We start from the raw sequence: 21,063 nt of genomic DNA, 5'->3' as shown, positions 1-21,063 counted from the left end.
TCAGCTTGCTTTCATGATCGCGCGCATGATCTTTTCCTGGGAGGCTTCGGCCGTCGGCATCTCGACGATGAAGCGGCCTTCGTTCATGACGTAGATGCGGTCCGTCATGCCCAGCAATTCGGGCATTTCCGAGGAAATCATGATGATGCATTTCCCTTCTGCCGCGAGCTGGGCCATCAGGGTGTAAATCTCGTACTTGGCGCCCACGTCGATGCCGCGCGTGGGCTCGTCGAGGATGAGCACTTCGGGACTGGTGAACAGCCATTTCCCGAGCACCACTTTCTGCTGGTTCCCGCCCGAGAGGTTGAGGACTTTCTGGCCGACGCTTGAGCACCGGATGCGGAGTTTTTCGCGGTAGCTCTGCGCGACCTGGTATTCGCGGCCGCTGTCGATGACGGAGGCACTTGAAACGCCCTTGAGGTTGGCCAGCGAGACGTTGAACTGGATGTCTTCGTTCAGTACCAGCCCGTTGCCCTTGCGGTCTTCGGTCACATAGGCCAGGCCGTGGCGGACAGCTTTCTCCACGGTGCCCACGTCGACGGGCCGGCCGTTGAGCAGGACCTGGCCGCTGATGCGGCGCCCCCAGGAGCGGCCGAAGATGCTCATGGCGAGCTCCGTGCGCCCCGCACCCATCAGCCCGGCAATGCCGACGATTTCACCACGCCGCACCTGCAGGCTGACGCCTTTGATGAATTTCCTGTCCGTGTGCAGCGGGTGGTAGACGTTCCAGTCGCGCACTTCAAACACGGTCTCGCCAATTTGCGGCTGGCGCGGCGGGTATCGGTCAGCCATCTCACGGCCCACCATGCCGCGAATGACGCGGTCCTCGCTGATGGCTTCGGCACGGCAGTCCAGTGTTTCGACGGTGCTGCCGTCGCGCAGGATGGTGATGGCGTCCGCCACGCGTGAAATTTCGTTGAGCTTGTGTGAAATAAGGATGCAGGTGATGCCCTGCCCCTTGAGTTCCAGCAACAGGTCCAGCAAGGCCTGACTGTCGTTTTCGTTGAGGCTCGCCGTCGGCTCGTCAAGGATCAGCAACTTGACCTGCCTGGACAAGGCCTTGGCAATTTCCACCAGTTGCTGCTTGCCCACGCCGATGTCCGTGATAAGTGTGGCGGGTGATTCCTTGAGACCCACTTTTTTCAGCAGGGCCTGCGTCTTGCTATGCGCAACCATCCAGTCGATCACGCCGCGCTGTGCGGTCTCGTTGCCGAGGAAAATGTTCTCCGCTATGGACAGCAGCGGCACCAGCGCCAGTTCCTGGTGGATGATGATGACGCCCAGCTGCTCGCTGTCGTGGATTCCGAGGAACTGGCGCTCCTGGCCTTCGTAGACGATGTCCCCGCTGTAGGAGCCGTGGGGATAGACCCCCGAGAGCACTTTCATCAAGGTCGATTTTCCGGCGCCGTTTTCACCGACGATGGCATGAATCTCACCCGCGCGCACGCGCAGGTTGACCTTGTTCAGCGCGACCACCCCTGGGAAGGTTTTGCGGATGTCGCGCATCTCGAGAATCGTTTCCAATGCCTGTCCTTTGGTACAAAAATCGCTCCGACGGCGACTGACACCGATGGGCGTAAACAGTCCCGCGCCTCCCCGGCACGGGACCGTCGTGCTTTCACCCTTCAGCCGGGGTTACTTGATTTGTGACTCTTTGTAGTAACCGCTGCCAATCAGAACCTGGTTCCAGTTAGAGGCATCCACAGCCACCGGTTTGAGCAGGTAGGAGGGCACCACTTTCACGCCGTTGTTGTAGGTCTTAGTGTCATTGATCTCGGGCTGCTTGCCGGAGAGGGTGGCGTCCACCATGTTGGCCGTCACCTTGGCCAGCTCGCGCGTGTCCTTGAAGACCGTCGAGTACTGCTCGCCTTTCAGGATGGACTTCACCGAAGGAATTTCAGCGTCCTGCCCGCTGACCACCGGGCAAGGCTGCTGCGCCGTGCAGTAGCCGACGCCTTTGAGCGATGACAGAATGCCGATGGACAGGCCGTCGTATGGCGACAGGACCGCGTGGACTTTTTCCTTGCCGTAGTAGGCCGAGAGCAGGTTGTCCATGCGTGCCTGGGCGACCGCACCGTCCCAGCGCAGCGTGCCGACCTTGTTCATTCCCATTTGCTTGCTGCGCACTACCAGCTTGCCGCTGTCGATGTAGGGCTTGAGCACGCTCATGGCACCGTCGTAAAAGAAAAACGCATTGTTGTCGTCCGGGGAGCCGCCGAAGAGTTCGATGTTGAAAGGGCCCTTGCCCTGCTTCAGGCCCAGCTTGTCGACGATGGAGGTGGCCTGCAGCACACCAACCTGGAAGTTGTCGAAGGTGGCGTAGTAATCCACATTCTTCGAACCCTTGATCAGACGGTCATAGGCGATGACCTTGACACCCTTGTCGGCCGCGTTCTGCAACGCCTTGGACAGTGTGGTGCCGTCGATGGAGGCGATCACCAGCACCTTCGCGCCCTTGGTGATCATGTTCTCGATCTGGGCGAGCTGGTTCGGGATGTCGTCATCGGCATATTGCAGGTCGGTTTTGTAGCCGCGCTCCTTGAGCACCTTGACCATGTTGTCGCCGTCGGCGATCCAGCGGGCAGAGGATTTGGTGGGCATCGAAATGCCGATGCTGCCTTTGTCTTGCGCCTGGGCTGACGGTGCAATACCGAGGGTTCCCAGCACGAGGCCGGCGAGCAGGGTCTGGAGAAATGTACGTTTCATGAAATAGTTTCCTTCTGGAGGTTTGAAAGAGCGCCTCAGTATCGGGGCGCTGGTCCGGATGCTGATCAGTATTTACGCTTGGGGAATTCCTTGGCGGCTACTTCCATCGGAAAAATACCCTCTTCGGTAACGATACGTTTCTGAACGGGTTTGCCGGCCTTGATGTCCTTGACTGCCGCCATCAGCTGCGGGCCCAGCAAGGGGCTGCACTCCACGGAGACGTTGAGCTTGCCGGCCATCATGGCTTCGAAAGCGCCCTTGACGGCATCGATCGAGATGATGGTGATGTCCTTTGCCGGCTTCATGCCAGCCTCTTCAATCGCCTGGATCGCGCCGATAGCCATGTCGTCGTTGTGCGCGAAAAGCACATTGATCTTCTTGCCTTCGGCCTTGAGGAAGGCTTCCATCACTTCCTTGCCTTTGGCACGGGTGAAATCACCCGTCTGCGAGCGGATGATCTTGAATTTCGGGTCGGCCTTGATGATTTCTTCAAACCCTTTTTTACGGTCAATCGCCGGTGCGGAACCCACGGTTCCCTGCAGCTCAACGATGTTGACCTGGCCGCTTGTGCCCTTCATTTTTTCGACAAGCCAACGGCCTGCCTTGCGGCCTTCCTCCACAAAGTCCGAGCCCATGAAGGAAACATACAGCGAGGTGTCTTTGACGTTCACGGAGCGGTCAGTCAGCACTACCGGAATTTTGGCGGCCTTGGCTTCACGCAAAACGGTTTCCCAGCCCGACTCGACCACGGGCGAGAACGCGATCACGTCAACCTTTTGGGCAATGAAGGAGCGAATCGCCTTGATCTGGTTTTCCTGCTTCTGCTGGGCATCGGAGAATTTGAGTTCGATGCCCGCGTCCTTGGCGGCCGATTTGATGGATTCGGTATTGGCGGTGCGCCATTCGCTCTCTGCGCCGACCTGGCTAAAGCCCAGCACGATGGGCTTTTGTGCCCATGCTGAAACCGGCAACAGGCCGGCAAGGGGGGCGCAGGCGAGTGCGACGGCGAGGGTGCGGCGATGGATTTTCATTTTGTCTCCTTGGTTGAAATGGAACTGACAGCTCTCTGGTGATCTTCAGTGGCTCAGGCTAGCACGTAACCGGTCTTGACGGTGGTGTAAAACTCGGCAGCGTAGCGGCCTTGTTCGCGTGAGCCGTAACTCGACCCCTTGCGCCCGCCGAACGGAACGTGGAAGTCGACACCCGCAGTAGGCAGGTTCACCATGGTCATGCCGACTTCTGCGTGACGCTTGAAGTGCATGGCGTGCTTGAGGGACGTCGTGCAGATGCCTGCACAGAGGCCGAAGGGGGTGTCGTTGGCCAGGGCCAGCGCGTGTTCAAAGTCATCGGCCTGCAACACACACGCTATGGGTCCAAAAATCTCTTCGCGCGCAATGCGGTGTTCCGGCCGGGCCAGGAAGAGCGCCGGATTCATGTAATGCCCCGGTGTCGGGCGCTCCAGCAATTCGCCGCCCCAGACATGCTCTGCACCCTCGTTACGCCCTATGTCCAGATACGACTGGTTCTGTTCGAGCTGGCTGCGGTCAACCACCGGACCCATATCGATGCCCCGCTCCAGCGCGTGGCCCACCTTGAGCCCGGCAATGCGGTGGCGCAGGCGCGCAACGAATGCATCGTGTACAGGCGCTTCCACGATGAGCCGGCTTGACGCGGTGCAGCGCTGGCCGGTCGAAAAGTACGAGCCTTGCACGGCGCATTCGACGGCCTGGTCAAGATCGGCATCAGCCAGTATCACCAGCGGATTTTTGCCACCCATTTCAAGTTGCACTTTGGCGCGGCGCGCGGAAGCCGACTGAAGGATGCGTTCGCCGGTTGTCACCGAGCCCGTGAAGCTCAGCGCATTGACCAGGGGATGGTCGACCAGCGTTTGCCCGACTTCCCGGCCGCTTCCCATGACAAGGTTGAAGACGCCCGCAGGCAGCCCGCAGCGGCTGATGATTTCGGCCAGAGCCCAACCGCAGGTGGGCACCAGCTCGGCCGGTTTGAAAATCACCGTGTTCCCATAGGCCAGTGCCGGCGCGATTTTCCAGGCCGGAATCGCCAACGGGAAATTCCATGGCGCGATGATTCCCACCACGCCGACAGGTTCACGCGTCACGTCGACCTGAATGCCGGGCCGGACCGACGCCATGGTCTCCCCCTGAACACGCAATGCTTCGCCTGCGAAAAACTTGAATATCTGGCCGGCCCGCGCCGCTTCGCCCACGCCCTCGGGCAAGGTTTTTCCTTCTTCCCGTGCCAGCAGCATGCCCAGTTCATCCTTGCGCGCCAGGATCTCGCTGCCGATCTGGTCAAGCACATCAGCCCGGCGTTGCGGCGTGCTGTGGCTCCAGTGTGGCAATGCCTCGGCCGCGGCCCGGATCGCGAGTTCGGTCTGGTTGCGGTCGGCACGTGCGTACTCGCTGACCACTTCCCGGGTATCCGAGGGGTTGGTGCTGGTGCCCGTGGTGGTACCGGTTTCCCAGCGCCCATTGATGTAGTGCCGGGCGTTTTGTTGCAGTTCGCCGAATTTCATGACATTGAGAGCTTCGTCTTTATAGCGCTGCAGTCTAGAATCAATTTTGATATCAATCCAATCGTTTTTTTGACAAAATAGATATCGTTCTACGCATTCTGGAAAACCCGATGAGCACCTACAACCACTGGTTCATACGCGCGCGGCTCAAAACACGGCAATTGCTGTTGCTGGTTGCACTGGCCGAAGAAGGCAATATTCATCGCGCAGCGCAGGTTCTCAGCATGACCCAACCGGCGGCGTCCAAGTTGCTCAAGGATCTGGAAGATGTTCTGGAGGTACAGCTTTTTGAGCGCTTGCCCCGGGGCATGCGGCCAACCTGGTATGGCGAAACCATGATCCGGCACGCGCGCATGGCACTGGCCAGCCTGAACCAGGCGCATGACGAGCTCACCGCACTCAAAACCGGCCACTTCGGCCAGGTCGGCATCGGCGCCATCACATCGCCGGGGCTGGCCTTGTTGCCGTCTGCGGTGGCCGTGGTCAAACAGGAGCACCCGAGCCTGCGCATTTCGCTGGACATCGAAACCAGCCCGGTGCTGCTGGAACGGCTGGAGCAGGGCAAGCTCGACATCCTGGTGGCACGCCTCTTTGCCGAACATGACAAGACCAATTTGCGCTATGAGCCCCTGGTCGAGGAGCCGGTGTGCGCCATGGCGAGGCCGGGGCACCCACTGCTGGGCGTGTCAGGCCTCACCCTGCGCGACGTGGTGGCGGCCGCCTGGATTGTGCCGCCCGCGGGCAGCGTCCTGCGGCACCGGTTCGAGCTGATGTTCCGGGAGGATGGGCTTGCACCACCCATCAACGTGGTGGAGTCTTCAGCCCTGCTTTTCATCACGCGCATGCTGCAGCAAAGCGACATGGTGGCCGTGGTCGCGGCCGATGTGGCGCGGTATTACGCCGCGCACGGTATCGTCTCGGTGCTGCCGCTGGACATGCCCTGCCACATGGACGCCTTCGGCATCATTACCCGCACCGACCGGCTGCCATCGCCAGCCGCCAAGGTCATGATGAAAGCGCTGAAGACAGCGAGCCTGACCCTCTACGGCCGCAGGTTAGAAGCGGACTAAAAATCTTCGCCACCAAGGCCAGGGACACCGCGGAACCGGCTCCGCCGGGCCGCCAGTGTCGCCCCCTGAGGGGGAGGCGCCGAAGGCGCCCCGGGGGGGATTGTTAAACCCAGCCGGCATCCACCGTGAACTCCTGCGCGGTGCACATGGCGGCGTCATCGGATGCCAGGAACAGCACCATGCGCGCGATGTCGTGGGGCAGCAGTTTGTCGGGCAGGCACTGGTTGCGCTGGAGTTCCTTCTCGCCTTCGGCATCCAGCCAGAGCTTGATCTGCCGCTCGGTCATGACCCAGCCCGGCGACACGGTGTTGATGCGGATGCGGTCCCGGCCCAGCGTTTTCGCAAGGCCGCGCGTCAGGCCGTTCACCGAGGATTTGGCGATGGCATAACAGGGGTAGCCTGCGCCCTTGCCTTGCCAGCCGGTGGAGCCCAGGTTAATGATGGAGCCGGCGCCGAGGCGTTGCATACCGGGCACCACCGACTGGATTGCAAAGAAGGCGGGCCGTTCATTGATCGCGATGCGGTCGTCGTAGTAGGCGGGCGTTACAGACTCCAGGCTGTGGCGGTCATCGCTGGCAACATTGTTGACCAGCACCGAGAAGTCGCCCAGCGCGCTTGCTGCGTCGGTGATTGCCGACTGCAGCGCGGCCACGTCCCGGACATCGCAGGCGCGCCACCATGGGCGGGCGTGCCCCGCATCCGCCAGCTCCTGCGCAAGCGCTTCACTGGCCTCCTTCGCGACATCGATGAAGGCAACGCGCGCGCCCTGCTGCGCAAAGGCTGTCACGATGGCGGCGCCTATGCCGCTGCCTCCGCCGGTGACAAATACCGACCGCTTGTTCAGGCTGGGAAAGACGGAGAGAGTCTCGCTTGCGGGAGCGGCACGCATGGGGGCAGAGCTGGAGATGTTTGACATTGCAAGTTGTGTATCAATTAATATAAAAAGAATAAGTTTCCAACATCACTATGCATTGATATCATCCACCGCGTCAAGAGGCCACCGCACAGCCCCGCAATACGGAGACATTAGTGACATTGATTCCAGACACGCCCGCAGGCATGCATCAGCAGCGGCTGGCCATGCCGGTCCCTGGCAAGGTGCATTGCGTCCATCCGGCGGGGGCCCTGCTGGGTGAGGGTACCTTGTGGTCGCCGCGGGAGCAATCCCTGTATTGGGTGGACATTCTTGGCTGCCGCCTGCACCGCCTTCACCCCGCCACCGGCGCGCGCAGCAGCTGGGCCTTTGACGAGGAAATTTCCGCGCTGGCCGAGCGGGCGCATGCGCCCGGTCTGATCGTGACCCTGCGGCGCGGCTTCGCGCTGTTTGACCCCGCTTCAGACGGCGAACCACACTACCTGCACCAACCCGAGGCTGCGTTGCCGGGCAATCGCTTCAACGATGGCAAGTGCGACAGGCAAGGCCGCTTTTGGGCGGGGACGATGGACTTTGACTGCGTGGCCCCCACCGGCGCGCTGTATCGCTATGACCCTGATGGCCGCTGCACGCGCCATGAAGAAGGTTTTGCGGTGACCAACGGCCCCACTTGGTCCGCCGAAGGACGCACCCTGTATTTCAACGATACCGTCAACGGCCGCATCCATGCGTATGACTTCGACAGCGCGGCGGGAACCTTGTCAGGCAAGCGGCTCTGGCTGGCCTTTGCGGCCGGCGACGGCGTACCCGACGGCATGACCACCGACGCCGCCGGCCGCCTGTGGATTGCCCATTGGGGCGGTGCCTGCATCAGCTGCCATGACCCGGTCACTGCACAGGAGCTGTGCCGCGTGCCGCTGCCGACAAGCCATGTGACCAACTGCGCCTTTGGCGGGCCGGACATGCGCACGCTTTTTATCAGCACGGCACGCACCGGGCTCACGGCCGAACAGCTTGCCGCAGAGCCGCTGGCCGGTGGCATCTTCGCGGTGTCGATTGACAGCCCGGGTCTGCCTGCCGGTTTGTTCGGCGGCTGATATCACGAACAAAACACCATCTACCTGCCCTCACGTGAAAGATCTTCAATGACCGATTCCGCACATCCTGTAGTCTGGCTGCGCCATTCCGGCCAGCGCCTGGGGCTGGTGCCCTCGCTCGGCGGCAGCGTCGCCGCCTGGCAACTCGACCGCGCGCAAGGGCCGCTGGACCTCTGGCGGCCCTGGGACGGTAAAACGGACGATCTCTACCAGACCGCTTCATTTGCCATGGTGCCGTGGTCCAACCGTATCAGCGGCGGAGGCTTCACGCATGAGGGGCAATTCCACGCCATGCGTCCGAATCGCGCGGGCGAACCCTATCCCATTCATGGCGACGGCTGGCTGCAGCCGTGGCAGGTTTCGCAGCCGGCTGCCGACACCCTGGTGATGACGCTGGTGTCGCACGGCTTCGACGGCAACCCGTACGACTACGAAGCCGTGCAGACCTTCCGGCTGGTCGAAGGCGGGCTGGACCAGCAGGTGCAGGTGCGCCACCTGGGCGTCAAGCCGCTGCCATATGGCTTGGGCGTGCATCCCTGGTTTCCCCGCACCCCGCAAACACGGATTACCGCGCCGGTGGAGGGCCTTTGGCTCTGCGGCGACGACCCGCTGCCGGTTGCGCACACGACCGACTTTCCGGCGGGCTGGGACCTGAACAAGGGTGCGCCGGCCAACGGCCCGCTCATCGACAACGGCTACACCGGCTGGGGCGGCAAGGCCTGCGTTGCCTGGCCCGAGCAGGGCCTGCAGGTCACGGCCCGCATGCCGGACTTTGCGCGCGACGGCGGTGCCGACGAGCACTTCTGCCTGGTTTACCGCCCACCGCAGGGGCCCGCGTTTTGTTTTGAGCCCATCACACAGCCTATCGATGCCTTTCATTTGCCAGGGCAGCCCGGCTTGCGTGTGCTGGGCCCAGGGGAACAGTTTTCGCTCAACATCCAGTGGCGCATCGAGCCCACTTCGGCGCAAGGCTGAACCGGGGGAAGCCTTTAAACCAGGCCTGTCAGGCGGCGGGCTGCTTCCAGCACGGGCTTGACATGGCGTTCGCTGTAACGATTGCCGGGCATGGTCAGCGTCAGCGCGCCTGCCAGTGCACCGTCGGCCCCAAACACCGGGGCCGAAATGCCGGCCACCTCGGCCAGTCGGTCGCCCACAGCCGTGTAGTAACCCTGTTCGCGGATTTTGGCGTATAGCTGACGGTCTTTTTGGTCTCGAGCCCTTAACCGCCCTGCGCCGAACGCTATCAAAATGCGAGCACCCGTGCCGCGGTTGGCGGGTAGCAGGTCGCCGGCCTTGATGTGGTCGCGGATCGGATGCGGCGAGTCCACGCGGTACAGGCACAGGCGGGCCTCGCCCTGGCGCACATGGTAGGCCGCGCTCTCGCCGGTGGCCGCAACCAGCTCACGCAGCACCGGCAGCACCACACGGTCCAGCGAAAACGAGGCGGCGTAAACACCATGCAGGCGCGCCACCTCGGCGCCCAGCGCGTAGCGGCCGTCGCCGAGTTTCTGGACCAGTCGCGCGTGCTCCAGCGAAGCCAGCAGCCGCAGCACCGTGCTCTTGTAAAGCTGCGTGCGCTCCGCCAACTCGCCCAGGCCCAGTGAGGCGTCGCCCGCCCTGAAAGCCGACAGCAGCGACAGGGCACGGTCCACTGCCGCGGCGCCGCCTGGCGCGGCATGGGTGTCTGCAACGGATTCTGTCTGGGCTTTGCGCGGCATGGCTCGATCTCCTGGGCTTTCGTGTCGGTTACCTGCTTGACAGTGCTTGCAACCTGCTTCATCATTTCATTAGAAAGAATATAGTTCTATCTTACAGAATACCAAAGACGATGCAAATCCCCCAGCCCAGCCAGGTGCTGATCAGTGAAGTCGGCCCGCGCGACGGCCTTCAAAGTGTCGCGCGCACCATGGCAACCGCCGACAAGTTGCACTGGATTACAGCCCTGCACGCTGCCGGCCTTCGCGAGATTGAAGTGGGTTCGTTTGTTCCCGCAAAACTGCTGCCGCAAATGGCCGATGTGGCGGAGGTGGTGCGGCATGCGCTCACCTTGCCCGGCCTCACGGTCATGGCCCTGGTGCCCAACCGCCGCGGCGCTGAAGCAGCGCTGCAGGCCGGCGTACACAAGCTGACCATGCCGGTGTCGGCCAGCGCGGCGCATTCGCTGGCCAATGTGCGCAAGACGCGCGAAGAGATGGTCGAAGAAGTGCGGGCCATTGCCGGCCTGCGCCGCGAATTGGCACCGCATGTCAAACTTGAAGCCGCCATTTCAACCGCTTTCGGCTGCACGCTGCAGGGCGAAGTACCGGAGGACGATGTGATCTGGCTGGCCGCGCAATGCATCACTGCCGGTGCTGATGAATCAGGTTTATCGGACACCGTGGGTTATGCCAACCCCGCGCAGGTGCGCCGCCTCTTCAGGCGCCTGCGCGCCGAGCTTGGCGCCAGGTCAGGCGCCGCGCACATGCACAACACACGCGGACTGGGCCTGGCCAACTGCCTGGCTGCGTATGAAGAAGGCGTGCGCACCTTCGATGCTTCGCTGGGTGGCCTGGGCGGCTGCCCCTATGCGCCGGGCGCGTCAGGCAATGTGGTCACTGAAGACCTGGTCTTCATGTTTGAGGCCATGGGCGTTTCCACTGGGGTGGATCTCGTCAAGCTGATGGCTGCGCGCGAACCACTCAAAGCCGGATTGCCGGGCGAACCGCTTTATGGCATGACGCCCGAGGCGGGCCTCCCCAAAGATTTTGTACAAGGAAGTTTGCATGCCTGAAGCCCGCGTATCCGGCGAACAAAGCCTGCCCTATGCAGGCCTGCGTGTCGTCGAATTCACCCATATGGTCATGGGGCCGACCTGCGGCATGCTGCTGGCCGACCTGGGGGCCGAGGTCATCAAGGTCGAGCCGATCACGGGGGACAACACGCGCAAGCTGCTCGGTTCCGGTGCGGGATTTTTCCCCCTGTTCAACCGCAACAAAAAAAGCATCGCGGTCGACCTGCAGACACCCGAGGGACGTGAGCTGGTGCTCAAGCTGGTTGCCACCGCCGACATCGTCAGCGAGAACTTCAAGCCCGGCACCATGAAAAAGCTCGGCCTGGATTACGCCAGCCTTTCGCAGCTCAACGAGCGGCTGATCTATGTCAGCCACAAAGGTTTTCTGCCGGGCCCCTACGACCATCGCACCGCACTCGACGAAGTGGTGCAGATGATGGGCGGCCTGGCTTACATGACGGGCCGCGCCGGTGACCCGCTGCGCGCCGGCAGCAGTGTCAACGACATCATGGGCGGCATGTTCGGCGCCATCGGTGCCATGGCCGCACTGGCCGCGCGCGAAAAAACCGGCAAGGGCCAGGAGGTGCAGGCCGCACTGTTTGAAAACAATGTTTTCCTGGTCGCCCAGCACATGATGCAGTTCGCGGTGACGGGCCAGCCCGCCGCGCCCATGCCGAGCCGCATTTCGGCCTGGGCGATTTACGACGTGTTCACGGTCAGGGATGGCGAGCAGATTTTTCTGGCGGTGGTCAGCGACACGCAGTGGGCCATTTTCTGTGAGGCTTTTGGGCTGCAAGACCTGCGGGCCGACCCGCGGCTGCTGACCAACAACGAGCGCGTACTTGCGCGCGAGTGGCTGATGCCCCTGCTGCGCTCACATCTGGCTGGGCACAGCGCGGCCGAATTGGGTGCCGTGTTCGAAAAACATGCATTGCCGTTTGCGCCCATCACCCGGCCGCAGGATTTGTTTGACGACCCGCACCTCAAGGCCACGGGCGGGCTGGCGCCCATCACCTTGACTGACGGCGCCCGCGCTGGACAAGAAAGCGCCACCGTATTGCTGCCGCTGACCCTGGGCGGCAAGCGCCCCGGGGTGCGCCTGAACCCACCCAGGCTGGGCGAGCACACGCGCGAACTGCTGCGGGAGCTCGGTTATGACGAGGACGCCATCCAGGCTCTTCAGGCCAACCGGGTGACGCACTGAGCTGAATTGCTATAAAAAATATAGCTGCTTGCGCCCGGCTATAAAGGGCTGGAGGCACTTTTCATAAACAACTCGGCACACACGCTGCGCAACCAGCGGGAGGCTGGGTCGTGGTGGTAGCGGGCATGCCAGTGTTGCTTCACGGTAAATCCGGGAATCGCCAGCGGGCAGGGCAGCACCTGGAGGCCAGCGGCGCGGGCCAGGGTTTCGCCGATGTGGCGCGGCAGCGTGGCGATCAGGTCGGTGGTGGACAAAATGGCCGAGAGGCCCAGAAAGCCCGGGAGCTCCAGCAACACCCGGCGCGAGATGTTTTGTGACGCCAGGGCGCTGTCCAGCAGCTGGTAGCCGGTGCCGGAACTGATGCCGATATGCGCCTCGGCCTGGTAAACAGCCAGGCTCCAGTCGGCGCCCAATTCGCTGCCCACCCGCGGATGCCGGGTATTGGCCAGGCAAATCCAGTCCTGGCCGTACAGCGTCTGCTGGTAGAAGCCCGTGTCGAGCCAGGGCAAAAAGCCGACAGCCAGATCGGCCTCGCCTGCTTGCAGGGCATGCGCCAGGCCGGTATCGATACGCGCGGCTTCCAGCGCCACACCCGGCGCCACCGCCCGCACATGGGACAGCAGCCGGGGCAACAGCGTGACGTGGCTGGCGTCGGTCATGCAGATGCGAAAGCGCCGCAGCGCCGTAGACGGGTCAAAGGCAGCCTCTGACTGGGCCAGTCGCTGCAACCCGCCCAGCACTTCGCGCACCGTGGCAATCAGCATATCGGTGCGCGGCGTGGGCAGCATGCCGCATGCCGTGCGCACAAACAGCGGGTCGCCAAGCTGCTTGCGCAGGCGCGCCAGCCAGATGCTGACGGTGGGCTGGCTTTGCCCCAGGGCCTCGGCCGACCGGGTGACGCTGCGGGTGGTGTAGAGCTGGTCCAGCAGCCGCAGCAGCTTGATGTCCAGCAGATCAAGGTCTCTTTCCATACCTCTATTGTTATACGCAATGATTGGTATTGCCTTCATTGCATGGACGACATGGTCGGACCCACCCAGAATTCGCTCCTGAATCACGAAGGAGTTCTGCAGTGAAGATTTGTGTTCTGGGCGCCGGCGCGCTGGGCTGTGCCCTAGGCGGCGTGCTGACGGAGGCTGGCCACGAGGTCTGGCTCATCAACCGCAATGCTGCCCAGGTCGAGGCCCTGAACAGCCGCGGGCTGATCCTGCGCGAAGGCGGTGTAGACCGTTGCGTGCAGGTGCATGCCGCGACCTCCGCCACGGGCGTGGCCATGGACACCGGTGCGGTGGACCTGGTGATCGTGCTGGTCAAGTCCTTCGATACCCGCCCGGCCATGGAGGCAGCCCTGTCGCTGCTGGGGCCGGACACTGTCGTTCTGTCACTGCAAAACGGGCTGGGACACGAAGACATCCTGGGCAGCATCGTGGGCCGCGAGCGTGTGCTTGCCGGCAAAACCTATACGGGCGGCACGCAGCTTGGCGCCGGGCATGTGCTGATTGGAACGCGCGGCAAGGACACCCACCTGGGCGAACTGGACGGCCGCATCACGGAGCGCGTGCAGCGCATTGCCGCCGCCTTCAACGCCGCCGGGCTCGACACCACCGTCAGCCGCAACATCATCGGCACCATCTGGGACAAGCTGCTGGTCAATGTGGCCACCGGCGCCGTCAGCGCCGCCACGCGTCTAACCTATGGCGAGATGTACCAGGTGCCCGAGCTTGAAGCCTGCGGCATTGCGGCCGTGGCCGAAGCGATGACAGTGGCGAAAGCCAGCGGCATCACGCTTGCCACCACCGACCCGCGCCAGCCCTGGGTCAAGGCGGGTGAAGGCCTGCCCTACGCGTTCAAAACCTCGATGCTGCAAAGCCTGGAGAAGGGCTCAATCACCGAGATCGACTTTGTGAACGGCGCGGTGGTGCGCCAGGGCGCGAAATGCGGCGTACCCACACCCGTCAACCAGGCCCTGGTGGCCTGCATCAAGGGCATTGAGCGCGCACTGCCTCGTCAACGCGATTCAAAAGAGCACACCATGGCCCCCCACAAACAAAAATCCTATGTAGAACACGTTGCGGTACGCGTCAAAGACATCCAGTGGCACATCAACTTCTTCCTGGAGGTGCTGGGCATGGATGTGCGCGAGATCGACGGACCCGCCGATGCACCGCACCAGTACTGGACGATCGGGGGCCTGCAGCTCATGAGTACGCCCGGCTTTGCGGCGCCGCCGTCCAATGACGCCGGCTGGCTGGCGCATCTGGGCATCATGGTGGAAGACCTGGAGGCCGCACTGGCCGGGGCACAGACATGGGGCGTGAAGCAACTGCCCCAGGGCCGCAACTGGCTGCAACTGCCCGATGGCCTGGCCGTCGAGCTGATCCAGGCCAGCACCGGCAGCGTGTCTGCTGTATTGGCAGTCAATCCCAGAGCCACCACTGCCTGAAAGGCGTCTCATGCCCAACCCCAACATCCAGTTCGCCACGCCGGAAAAATACTGGGACGACGCACAGGTCGGCGACGAGTGCACCAGCCCGTCCTACACCTTCACCGCCGCGCGCATCGATGCCTACGCCGAACTCACGGGCGACTTCACGCCGGTGCATGTGGATGAGGCCTACGCCAATGCCTCGCACTTCGGCTGCCGTGTTGCGCACGGCCTGATGGGGCTGTCGGTTGCCGACGGCCTGAAAACCCAGAGCGAATACCGCTTCCTGCCCGGCATGTCGCTGGGCTGGACCTGGGACTTCCTGCTGCCCATCAAGATCAATGACACGCTGCATGTGAAGTTTCGTGTGGACAGCATGCGGCCCTCCAAAAGCAAGCCGGGCTGGGGCATCGTGGTGCTGCCGGCCGAGTTGATCAACCAGGCCGGGCAGGTGGTGCAAAAGGGCGAGCACCGCCTGATGGTGCCGCGCCGGCCGTTATCTGAAAAGTGATCTGCTATGAAAAACATAGCTGCTTGCGCCCGATATACAAGGATGAACCCAGGTTTTTATGAGTAAAACTACACAAGCGCTGCCACTGGCGGGCATCCGCGTCGTCGATTACAGCCATTTCCTGGCCGGGCCTTATTTGTCGCGCTGCCTGGCAGCGATGGGTGCAGACGTCATCAAGGTCGAGCGGCCCAAGGACGGGGATGCGGGACGCGCCCACGCTTACTTCATCAAGGGACAAAGCGGCTACTTTTTGCAGCAGAACATGGGCAAGAAGGGCTTGTGCATCAACCTCAAGGACCCGCGCGGCCTGGAAATGATGCACAAGCTCACCGACACAGCTGACGTGTTCGTCGAGAACTACCGCCCCGGCGCATTGAAAAAACTCGGCCTGGGCTACGAAGAGCTGTCCCGGCGCAACCCTGGCCTGGTGTACTGCTCGATCTCCGCCTACGGCCATACCGGCCCGGACGCGCACCGTGCCGGCTTCGGCCTGATTGCCGAGGCCAAAAGCGGCATCATGGCCATGGTCGGCGAGCCCGGCAGCGCACCGCCGCTGCTGCGCGTTTCATTGGGCGACATGTATACCGGCATCCATGGCGTGGCGGCTGTATGTGCCGCACTGCTGGGCCGCATCAAGTCGGGCAGGGGCCAGCATATTGACTTGTCCCTGTACGACTGCCTGGTGTCCATGCACGACTATGCGGTGCAGTGTTACACCCTCTCGGGCGGCAAGGAAATTCCGCAGCAAACCGGGCACGACATGCCGCAAAGCACGTTGTACGGCGTATTTGCCGCCAGCAACGGTTACCTCGTGATTGCCGCGCAGGTCGACGACGCCTGGAAGCGTTTTGCCTTGCTGATAGGCGGCGAAGCGCTGGCGCTTGACGCGCGCTTTCACAGCGCCGCAGGGCGCAACGAAAACCGCACCGAAATACTTGCCCTGGCGAAAGCCTGGGTAGCGGGCCGTACTGTGGCCGAATGCCTGGCCGCGCTGGACGCGATTGATGTGCCCAGCGCCAAAGTGCAGAACATCGAGGAAGTGCTGAACGATCCGCAAATTCAGGCACGCAACATGGTGATTGAGCAGGACCACCCGGTGCTGGGGAAAATACGCCTGCCCAACCTGCCTTTCAGGTTTTCGGAGTGCGACACCTCACCTGCCTGCGTTGCACCCGGCATGGGCCAGCACAACCGCGAGATCGCCGCGAGCGTTGGTTATAGCGCCGCCGACATTGACGCGATGGAGCGCGACGGCGTGCTGTATGCAGAGGCGCAGCCATGACCGACCGCTATGCCGTCATCGGCAACCCGATAGGGTTCAGCAAATCGCCGCTGATCCACGGCATGTTCGCGCAGGCTTGCGGGCAGGACATGGAATACACGGCCATCGAAGGGCCGCCAGGCGGGTTCACCGGCGCCGTTGATGCCTTCCGCGCCCTGGGCGGCAAAGGCATGAACATTACCGCGCCATTCAAGCTCGACGCCTTTGCCTATGCCACCGAACGCTCGGAACGGGCGCAGCTCGCGGGGGCGGCCAATGCCATGAAGTTTGAAGGCACACGCGTGGTTGCCGAAAACTTCGACGGCGTTGGCCTGGTGCGCGACGTCACGCACAACCTGGGCTGCCAGCTGCAAGGCAAACGCGTGCTGCTGCTGGGCGCCGGCGGAGCGGCCCGGGGCGCGTTGCTGCCGTTTCTGGCGCAGGCCCCGGCCGAACTGGTGATTGCCAACCGCACGGTTGCCAGGGCACTTGAACTGCAGGCCATGGGCGCGGCCCAGGCAAACGTCCGCGGCTGCGGCTATCAGGATCTGGCGGGGCAGACCTTTGACGTGGTGTTCAATGCCACCTCGGCAAGCCTGCGCGCCGAACTGCCGCCGGTGCCGGCAAGTGTGTTCGCCCCCGGCTGCCTGGCCTACGAACTGGCGTACGGAAAAGGGCTCACGCCGTTTTTGCGCCTGGCGCAAAACGCGGGAACCCGGCGGCTGGCCGATGGCGTGGGCATGCTGGTGGAGCAAGCGGCCGAAGCCTTTGCATGGTGGCGCGGCGTACGGCCCGATACACGCGCTGCGATTGAACGCATCACCATTGCGCTGGTATGACATGACCTCAGCCTGCCCCCTATACTGCGCGAATGGACGAAACAGTACATTCGCAGGCAGCTTCGGCCAAGGTGCGTACGCGCAAAAGCAGGGCCCCGGTTGTGCAAACGGCCACGCGCACCAACGATCCGGCGCGCACGATGGCCGGCATCCTCGAAGTGGCCACAGCGGAATTCGCCGAGAAGGGCCTGAGCGGCGCACGCATCGACGAGATCGCGGCCGCCACCCGGACCAGCAAGCGCATGATCTATTACTACTTCGGCAGCAAGGAGGGGCTGTACCTCGCCGTACTGGAGGAGTCGTACCGGCGCATGCGCAGCATCGAGGCGGAACTGCACCTGGAAGACCTGCTGCCGGAAGATGCGCTGCGCCGCCTGGTGGGCTTTACCTTCGACCATCACCACAGCAACCCGGGCTATATCCGGCTGGTGATGTCCGAGAACATGGAGCGCGGCACCTACCTGGCGCAAAGCAAAATCATCCAGCAGCTCAATGTGCCGGCCATCGATGCCATCCGCAAGCTTTACGAGCGCGGCGTGGCGGCGGGCATATTCCGTACCGGCCTGGACCCGATCGACATTCATGCGTCCCCCCCCCCCCCCCCCCCCGCGACAGCATCATCGAAATGATCGTGCGCTTCGTGCGCAAGTAACTTCCGGATCGCGCCGGCCGGGGGGCCGGCATGTCGGGTTTCTACCGATTCGATTAAAACTAACTAGTTCGTACATTATGGGTTAAGGCAATCCTCAACAGGCTCAGCGCTGGACGGCCGCGCGCGCGGCCACGCATAAAAAGGAGACAACATGGACAAATGGATAAACCGGTTTTGCCGGGTGCTGGATGGCGTGATTGCGCTGTTCCTGGCACTGATGGTGGTGCTGGTGTTCGGCAACGTGGTGTTGCGCTATGGCTTCAACTCGGGCATCAATCTGTCAGAGGAGTTGTCCCGCTGGCTGTTCGTCTGGCTGACCTTTCTCGGTGCCGTGGTGGCGATCAACGAGCGCGGGCATCTGGGCACCGACATGCTGGTGGGGCGCCTGGGCCCCAGGGGCAAGAAGATATGCCTGGGCATCGGTTACCTGCTGATGATTTTTGCCTGCTGGCTGATGTTCCGCGGTGCGTGGGAGCAGGTCAAGATCAACTGGACCACCACCAGTGCCGTGATGGAAGTGTCCATGAGCTGGTTCTACGGCTCGGGCATGGTGTTCGCCGTGCTCGGCGGCCTGTTGCTGCTGCGCGACCTGGTCAGGCTGCTCAGCGGCAAGACCGGAGACGGCGAGCTGATGATGATCAGGGAATCCGAAGACCAGCCACATGAAGGGGGTCCGGCATGACCATCGCTATATTCCTCGGATCGCTGCTGGCCGCCATGGCGCTGGGCATCCCGATCGCGTTTTCATTGCTGCTGTGCGGCGCGGCGCTGATGTGGCACCTCGACATGTTTGACGCGCAGATCCTGGCACAGAACGTCGTGAACGGCGCCGACAGCTTTCCGCTGCTGGCCGTGCCCTTTTTCATGCTCGCCGGCGAGGTCATGAACGCAGGTGGCCTGTCGCGCCGCATCGTCAACCTCGCCATGGCCCTGGTCGGCCACATCAAGGGCGGCCTGGGCTATGTCACGATCGTGGCGGCGGTCATCATGGCGGCGCTGTCGGGCTCTGCCGTGGCCGACGCGGCTGCGCTGGCGTCGCTTTTACTGCCCATGATGGTGGCCGCCGGCCATGACAAGGCGCGCTCCGCAGGGCTGATTGCATCGGCGGGCATCATCGCCCCGGTCATTCCGCCTTCGATCGCCTTTGTCATCTTCGGTGTGGCCGCCAATGTGTCAATCTCCAAATTGTTCCTGGCCGGCATCTTCCCAGGTCTCTTGCTGGGGTTGTCGCTGTGGCTCACCTGGTGGTGGCTGGTGCGCAAGGAAGTGGTGAAAGCCCCGCCGCGCAAGAGCCGTGCAGAAGTCCTGGTGGCGTTGAAGGAGTCGACCTGGGCGCTGGTGCTGCCGCTGATTGTGGTGTTCGGCCTGAAGTTCGGCATCTTCACGCCGACCGAGGCCGCCGTGGTTGCTGCGGTGTACGCAACGCTGGTCTCCGTGCTCGTCTACAAGGAACTCACGCTCAGGAAGCTCTACCCGCTGTTCGTGGGCGCCGCCAAGACCAGCGCGATCGTGATGTTCCTGGTGGCCGCGGCCATGGTGTCGGCCTGGCTGATCACGGTAGCGCAGATACCGGGCCAGGTGGTTGCCCTGCTGCAGCCGCTTCTGGACAGCCCGAAGTTGCTGATGCTGGCAATCATGGTGCTGGTGATGGTGGTGGGAACCGCGCTGGACATGACACCCACCATCTTGCTGCTGACGCCGGTGCTCATGCCGGTCGTCAAGGCCGCCGGCATTGACCCTGTGTACTTTGGCGTGCTGTTCATCATCAACAACGCCATCGGGCTGATCACCCCGCCGGTGGGCACGGTGCTGAACACGGTGGCCGGGGTGGGCAAGGTGAGCATGGACGAAGTCACCAAGGGCGTGTTGCCCTTCATGTGGGCCCAGTTCGCCATCATGTTCCTGATGGTGGCTTTCCCGCAAATCGTCATCATTCCGGCGCGCTGGTTCTACGGCGGCTGACAACTTTCCGCGCTGCCGGGCGTGCTGGGTACGCCACGGCCGGCAGCCACGTCAAAGCGTACCGTGACACCTCATCCCCTCAAAAAACCGGAGACAACCATGAAACGCCTGTTTATCAAATCCGTCCTCGCCACCGTCGCCCTGGCGGCCTTCGGCATGGCCTCAGCCCAGGACATCAAGGAACGCACCGTCAAGTTCGCCACGCAGAACCCGGATGGCCATCCGATTGTGCTGGGCATGAAAAAATTCGCTGAAACCGTGGCAGCGAAATCGGGCGGCAAGATCAAGGTCAACCTCTTCCCCGGCGGTGTGCTGGGCGGTGACGCGCCGAACATCTCCGCGCTGCAAGGCGGCACGCTTGAAATGGTGGTGATGAATTCCGGCATCCTGGCCAGCCAGGCCAAGGAATTTGCCGTTTTCGATTTTCCGTTCATGTTTGCAAGCTCGCAGGAAGCCGATGCCGTGGTGGACGGGCCCTTCGGGAAAATGATGCTCACCAAGCTCGATGCCAAAAACATCCATGGGCTGGCCTACTGGGAACTCGGCTTTCGCAACATCACCAACAGCAAGCGCCTCATCACCAAGGTGGACGACATTGCCGGCCTGAAACTGCGCGTGATTCCCAATGCCATCAACATCGACTGGGTGACCGCCCTGGGCGCCAACCCGACGCCGATGGCTTTTCCCGAGGTTTATGCCGCGATGGAACAAAAAGCCATTGACGGCCATGAAAACCCGTTCACGGTCATCAACGCGAACAAGTTCTACGAAGTGCAAAAGTACCTGGCGGTGACCAACCACCAGTACAACCCGCAAACCGTCATCGTCAGCAAAAAGCTGTGGGACACCCTGAGCAATGATGAGAAAAAAATATTCTCGGATGCGGCCGCCGAAGCTGCTGCGTACCAGCGCAAGGCCTCGCGTGAACAGTCCGGCACCGCGCTCGAAAACCTGAAGAAGAACGGCATGCAGGTCAGCGAATTCAGCCCCGCAGAAATGGCCAAATTCCGCGAGAAGATGAAGCCCGTGATCGAGAAGCACTCGGCCATCGTGGGTGCCGATGTGGTCGGCGCACTGCAGGCAGAGCTCGCCAAACTGCGCAAATAAGATTTCACGCCCCGGCCGGCCCAGCGCACCGGAGCGCCGGGCCGGCCTG

The 21,063-nt window shown here is 62.6% G+C and carries 20 protein-coding genes and 1 pseudogene; 14 read left to right on the top strand and 7 right to left on the bottom strand.

Going from position 1 to position 21,063, the window contains the following annotated elements; all coding sequences use genetic code 11:
- From mmsA to AC1D1J_RS21480, 4 genes are all read right to left on the bottom strand, one after another.
- Complete coding sequence (gene mmsA, locus AC1D1J_RS21495) at window positions 1-1,506, bottom strand: multiple monosaccharide ABC transporter ATP-binding protein (RefSeq protein ID WP_477695850.1); 1,506 nt, start codon at window positions 1,504-1,506, stop codon at window positions 1-3.
- A 129-nt stretch (window positions 1,507-1,635) separates the two neighbouring features.
- A complete protein-coding gene (gene chvE / locus AC1D1J_RS21490; RefSeq protein WP_477687460.1) occupies window positions 1,636-2,706 on the bottom strand; it encodes a multiple monosaccharide ABC transporter substrate-binding protein in 1,071 nt (356 codons plus the stop codon).
- 65 nt (window positions 2,707-2,771) lie between these two features.
- Window positions 2,772-3,737 carry an ABC transporter substrate-binding protein gene (locus AC1D1J_RS21485; protein ID WP_477647162.1) on the bottom strand — a complete coding sequence of 322 codons (966 nt, stop codon included), beginning with the start codon at window positions 3,735-3,737 and terminating at the stop codon, window positions 2,772-2,774.
- Window positions 3,738-3,790: 53 nt separating this feature from the next.
- On the bottom strand, window positions 3,791-5,242 hold the full coding sequence (locus AC1D1J_RS21480; RefSeq protein WP_457282348.1) for an aldehyde dehydrogenase family protein: 1,452 nt from the start codon (window positions 5,240-5,242) through the stop codon (window positions 3,791-3,793).
- A gap of 110 nt (window positions 5,243-5,352) precedes the next feature.
- Between AC1D1J_RS21480 and AC1D1J_RS21475 the strand changes: the two genes are divergently transcribed.
- Entirely contained in the window at window positions 5,353-6,312 is a 960-nt protein-coding gene (locus AC1D1J_RS21475) for a LysR family transcriptional regulator (protein ID WP_477647164.1), read from the top strand.
- Between the two features lie 103 nt (window positions 6,313-6,415).
- On the opposite strand, the gene AC1D1J_RS21470 is transcribed toward AC1D1J_RS21475, so the two are convergent.
- Entirely contained in the window at window positions 6,416-7,201 is a 786-nt protein-coding gene (locus tag AC1D1J_RS21470) for an SDR family NAD(P)-dependent oxidoreductase (RefSeq protein WP_477666913.1), read from the bottom strand.
- 170 nt (window positions 7,202-7,371) lie between these two features.
- On the opposite strand from AC1D1J_RS21470, the gene AC1D1J_RS21465 reads away from it, so the two are divergent.
- Together AC1D1J_RS21465 and AC1D1J_RS21460 are read left to right on the top strand one after the other, a co-directional pair.
- On the top strand, window positions 7,372-8,283 hold the full coding sequence (locus AC1D1J_RS21465) for an SMP-30/gluconolactonase/LRE family protein (protein WP_477695849.1): 912 nt from the start codon (window positions 7,372-7,374) through the stop codon (window positions 8,281-8,283).
- Between the two features lie 48 nt (window positions 8,284-8,331).
- Complete coding sequence (locus AC1D1J_RS21460) at window positions 8,332-9,258, top strand: aldose 1-epimerase (protein WP_477695814.1); 927 nt, start codon at window positions 8,332-8,334, stop codon at window positions 9,256-9,258.
- Between the two features lie 14 nt (window positions 9,259-9,272).
- Here AC1D1J_RS21460 and AC1D1J_RS21455 read toward each other — a convergent pair whose 3' ends face one another.
- Window positions 9,273-10,001 (bottom strand): IclR family transcriptional regulator, encoded by a 729-nt coding sequence (locus tag AC1D1J_RS21455; RefSeq protein WP_477695813.1) that lies wholly within the window; start codon window positions 9,999-10,001, stop codon window positions 9,273-9,275.
- Window positions 10,002-10,111: 110 nt separating this feature from the next.
- On the opposite strand from AC1D1J_RS21455, the gene AC1D1J_RS21450 reads away from it, so the two are divergent.
- Both AC1D1J_RS21450 and AC1D1J_RS21445 read left to right on the top strand, forming a co-directional pair.
- A complete protein-coding gene (locus AC1D1J_RS21450; RefSeq protein WP_477687463.1) occupies window positions 10,112-11,053 on the top strand; it encodes a hydroxymethylglutaryl-CoA lyase in 942 nt (313 codons plus the stop codon).
- Window positions 11,046-12,257: a CaiB/BaiF CoA transferase family protein gene (locus AC1D1J_RS21445; RefSeq protein ID WP_477687464.1), complete on the top strand. Its 1,212-nt coding sequence runs from the start codon at window positions 11,046-11,048 to the stop codon at window positions 12,255-12,257. The genes AC1D1J_RS21450 and AC1D1J_RS21445 overlap by 8 nt, the downstream gene beginning before the upstream one ends.
- A 38-nt stretch (window positions 12,258-12,295) precedes the next feature.
- Here AC1D1J_RS21445 and AC1D1J_RS21440 read toward each other — a convergent pair whose 3' ends face one another.
- Entirely contained in the window at window positions 12,296-13,228 is a 933-nt protein-coding gene (locus AC1D1J_RS21440) for a LysR family transcriptional regulator (protein WP_477695812.1), read from the bottom strand.
- A gap of 101 nt (window positions 13,229-13,329) precedes the next feature.
- On the opposite strand from AC1D1J_RS21440, the pseudogene AC1D1J_RS21435 reads away from it, so the two are divergent.
- The 9 genes and pseudogenes from AC1D1J_RS21435 to AC1D1J_RS21395 all read left to right on the top strand — a co-directional run.
- Window positions 13,330-14,271: pseudogene (locus AC1D1J_RS21435) on the top strand (ketopantoate reductase family protein); the annotation flags it as partial.
- A gap of 18 nt (window positions 14,272-14,289) precedes the next feature.
- Window positions 14,290-14,700 carry a VOC family protein gene (locus tag AC1D1J_RS21430; RefSeq protein WP_477695848.1) on the top strand — a complete coding sequence of 137 codons (411 nt, stop codon included), beginning with the start codon at window positions 14,290-14,292 and terminating at the stop codon, window positions 14,698-14,700.
- A gap of 10 nt (window positions 14,701-14,710) precedes the next feature.
- Window positions 14,711-15,193: a MaoC family dehydratase gene (locus AC1D1J_RS21425; protein ID WP_477695811.1), complete on the top strand. Its 483-nt coding sequence runs from the start codon at window positions 14,711-14,713 to the stop codon at window positions 15,191-15,193.
- A gap of 58 nt (window positions 15,194-15,251) precedes the next feature.
- On the top strand, window positions 15,252-16,475 hold the full coding sequence (locus tag AC1D1J_RS21420; protein WP_477695810.1) for a CaiB/BaiF CoA transferase family protein: 1,224 nt from the start codon (window positions 15,252-15,254) through the stop codon (window positions 16,473-16,475).
- Window positions 16,472-17,293 carry a shikimate dehydrogenase gene (gene aroE / locus AC1D1J_RS21415; protein WP_477695809.1) on the top strand — a complete coding sequence of 274 codons (822 nt, stop codon included), beginning with the start codon at window positions 16,472-16,474 and terminating at the stop codon, window positions 17,291-17,293. Before AC1D1J_RS21420 ends, aroE begins: the two co-directional genes overlap by 4 nt.
- Window positions 17,294-17,325: 32 nt before the next feature.
- A complete protein-coding gene (locus AC1D1J_RS21410; protein WP_477695808.1) occupies window positions 17,326-17,922 on the top strand; it encodes a TetR family transcriptional regulator in 597 nt (198 codons plus the stop codon).
- A gap of 174 nt (window positions 17,923-18,096) precedes the next feature.
- Window positions 18,097-18,627 carry a TRAP transporter small permease gene (locus AC1D1J_RS21405; protein ID WP_477687469.1) on the top strand — a complete coding sequence of 177 codons (531 nt, stop codon included), beginning with the start codon at window positions 18,097-18,099 and terminating at the stop codon, window positions 18,625-18,627.
- Window positions 18,624-19,907, top strand: a complete 1,284-nt coding sequence (locus AC1D1J_RS21400) for a TRAP transporter large permease subunit (protein ID WP_457282361.1) — start codon at window positions 18,624-18,626, stop codon at window positions 19,905-19,907. Before AC1D1J_RS21405 ends, AC1D1J_RS21400 begins: the two co-directional genes overlap by 4 nt.
- A gap of 99 nt (window positions 19,908-20,006) precedes the next feature.
- The gene (locus AC1D1J_RS21395; RefSeq protein ID WP_457282362.1) at window positions 20,007-21,014 is read left to right on the top strand and encodes a TRAP transporter substrate-binding protein; all 1,008 of its coding nucleotides are present in this window, start codon (window positions 20,007-20,009) and stop codon (window positions 21,012-21,014) included.
- Window positions 21,015-21,063: the final 49 nt, after the last annotated feature.

Source organism: Polaromonas sp. P1_F8 (assembly GCF_056405635.1).
Note: the sequence above shows the minus strand (reverse complement) of the source record. Positions and strands in the feature narration are given on the sequence as shown.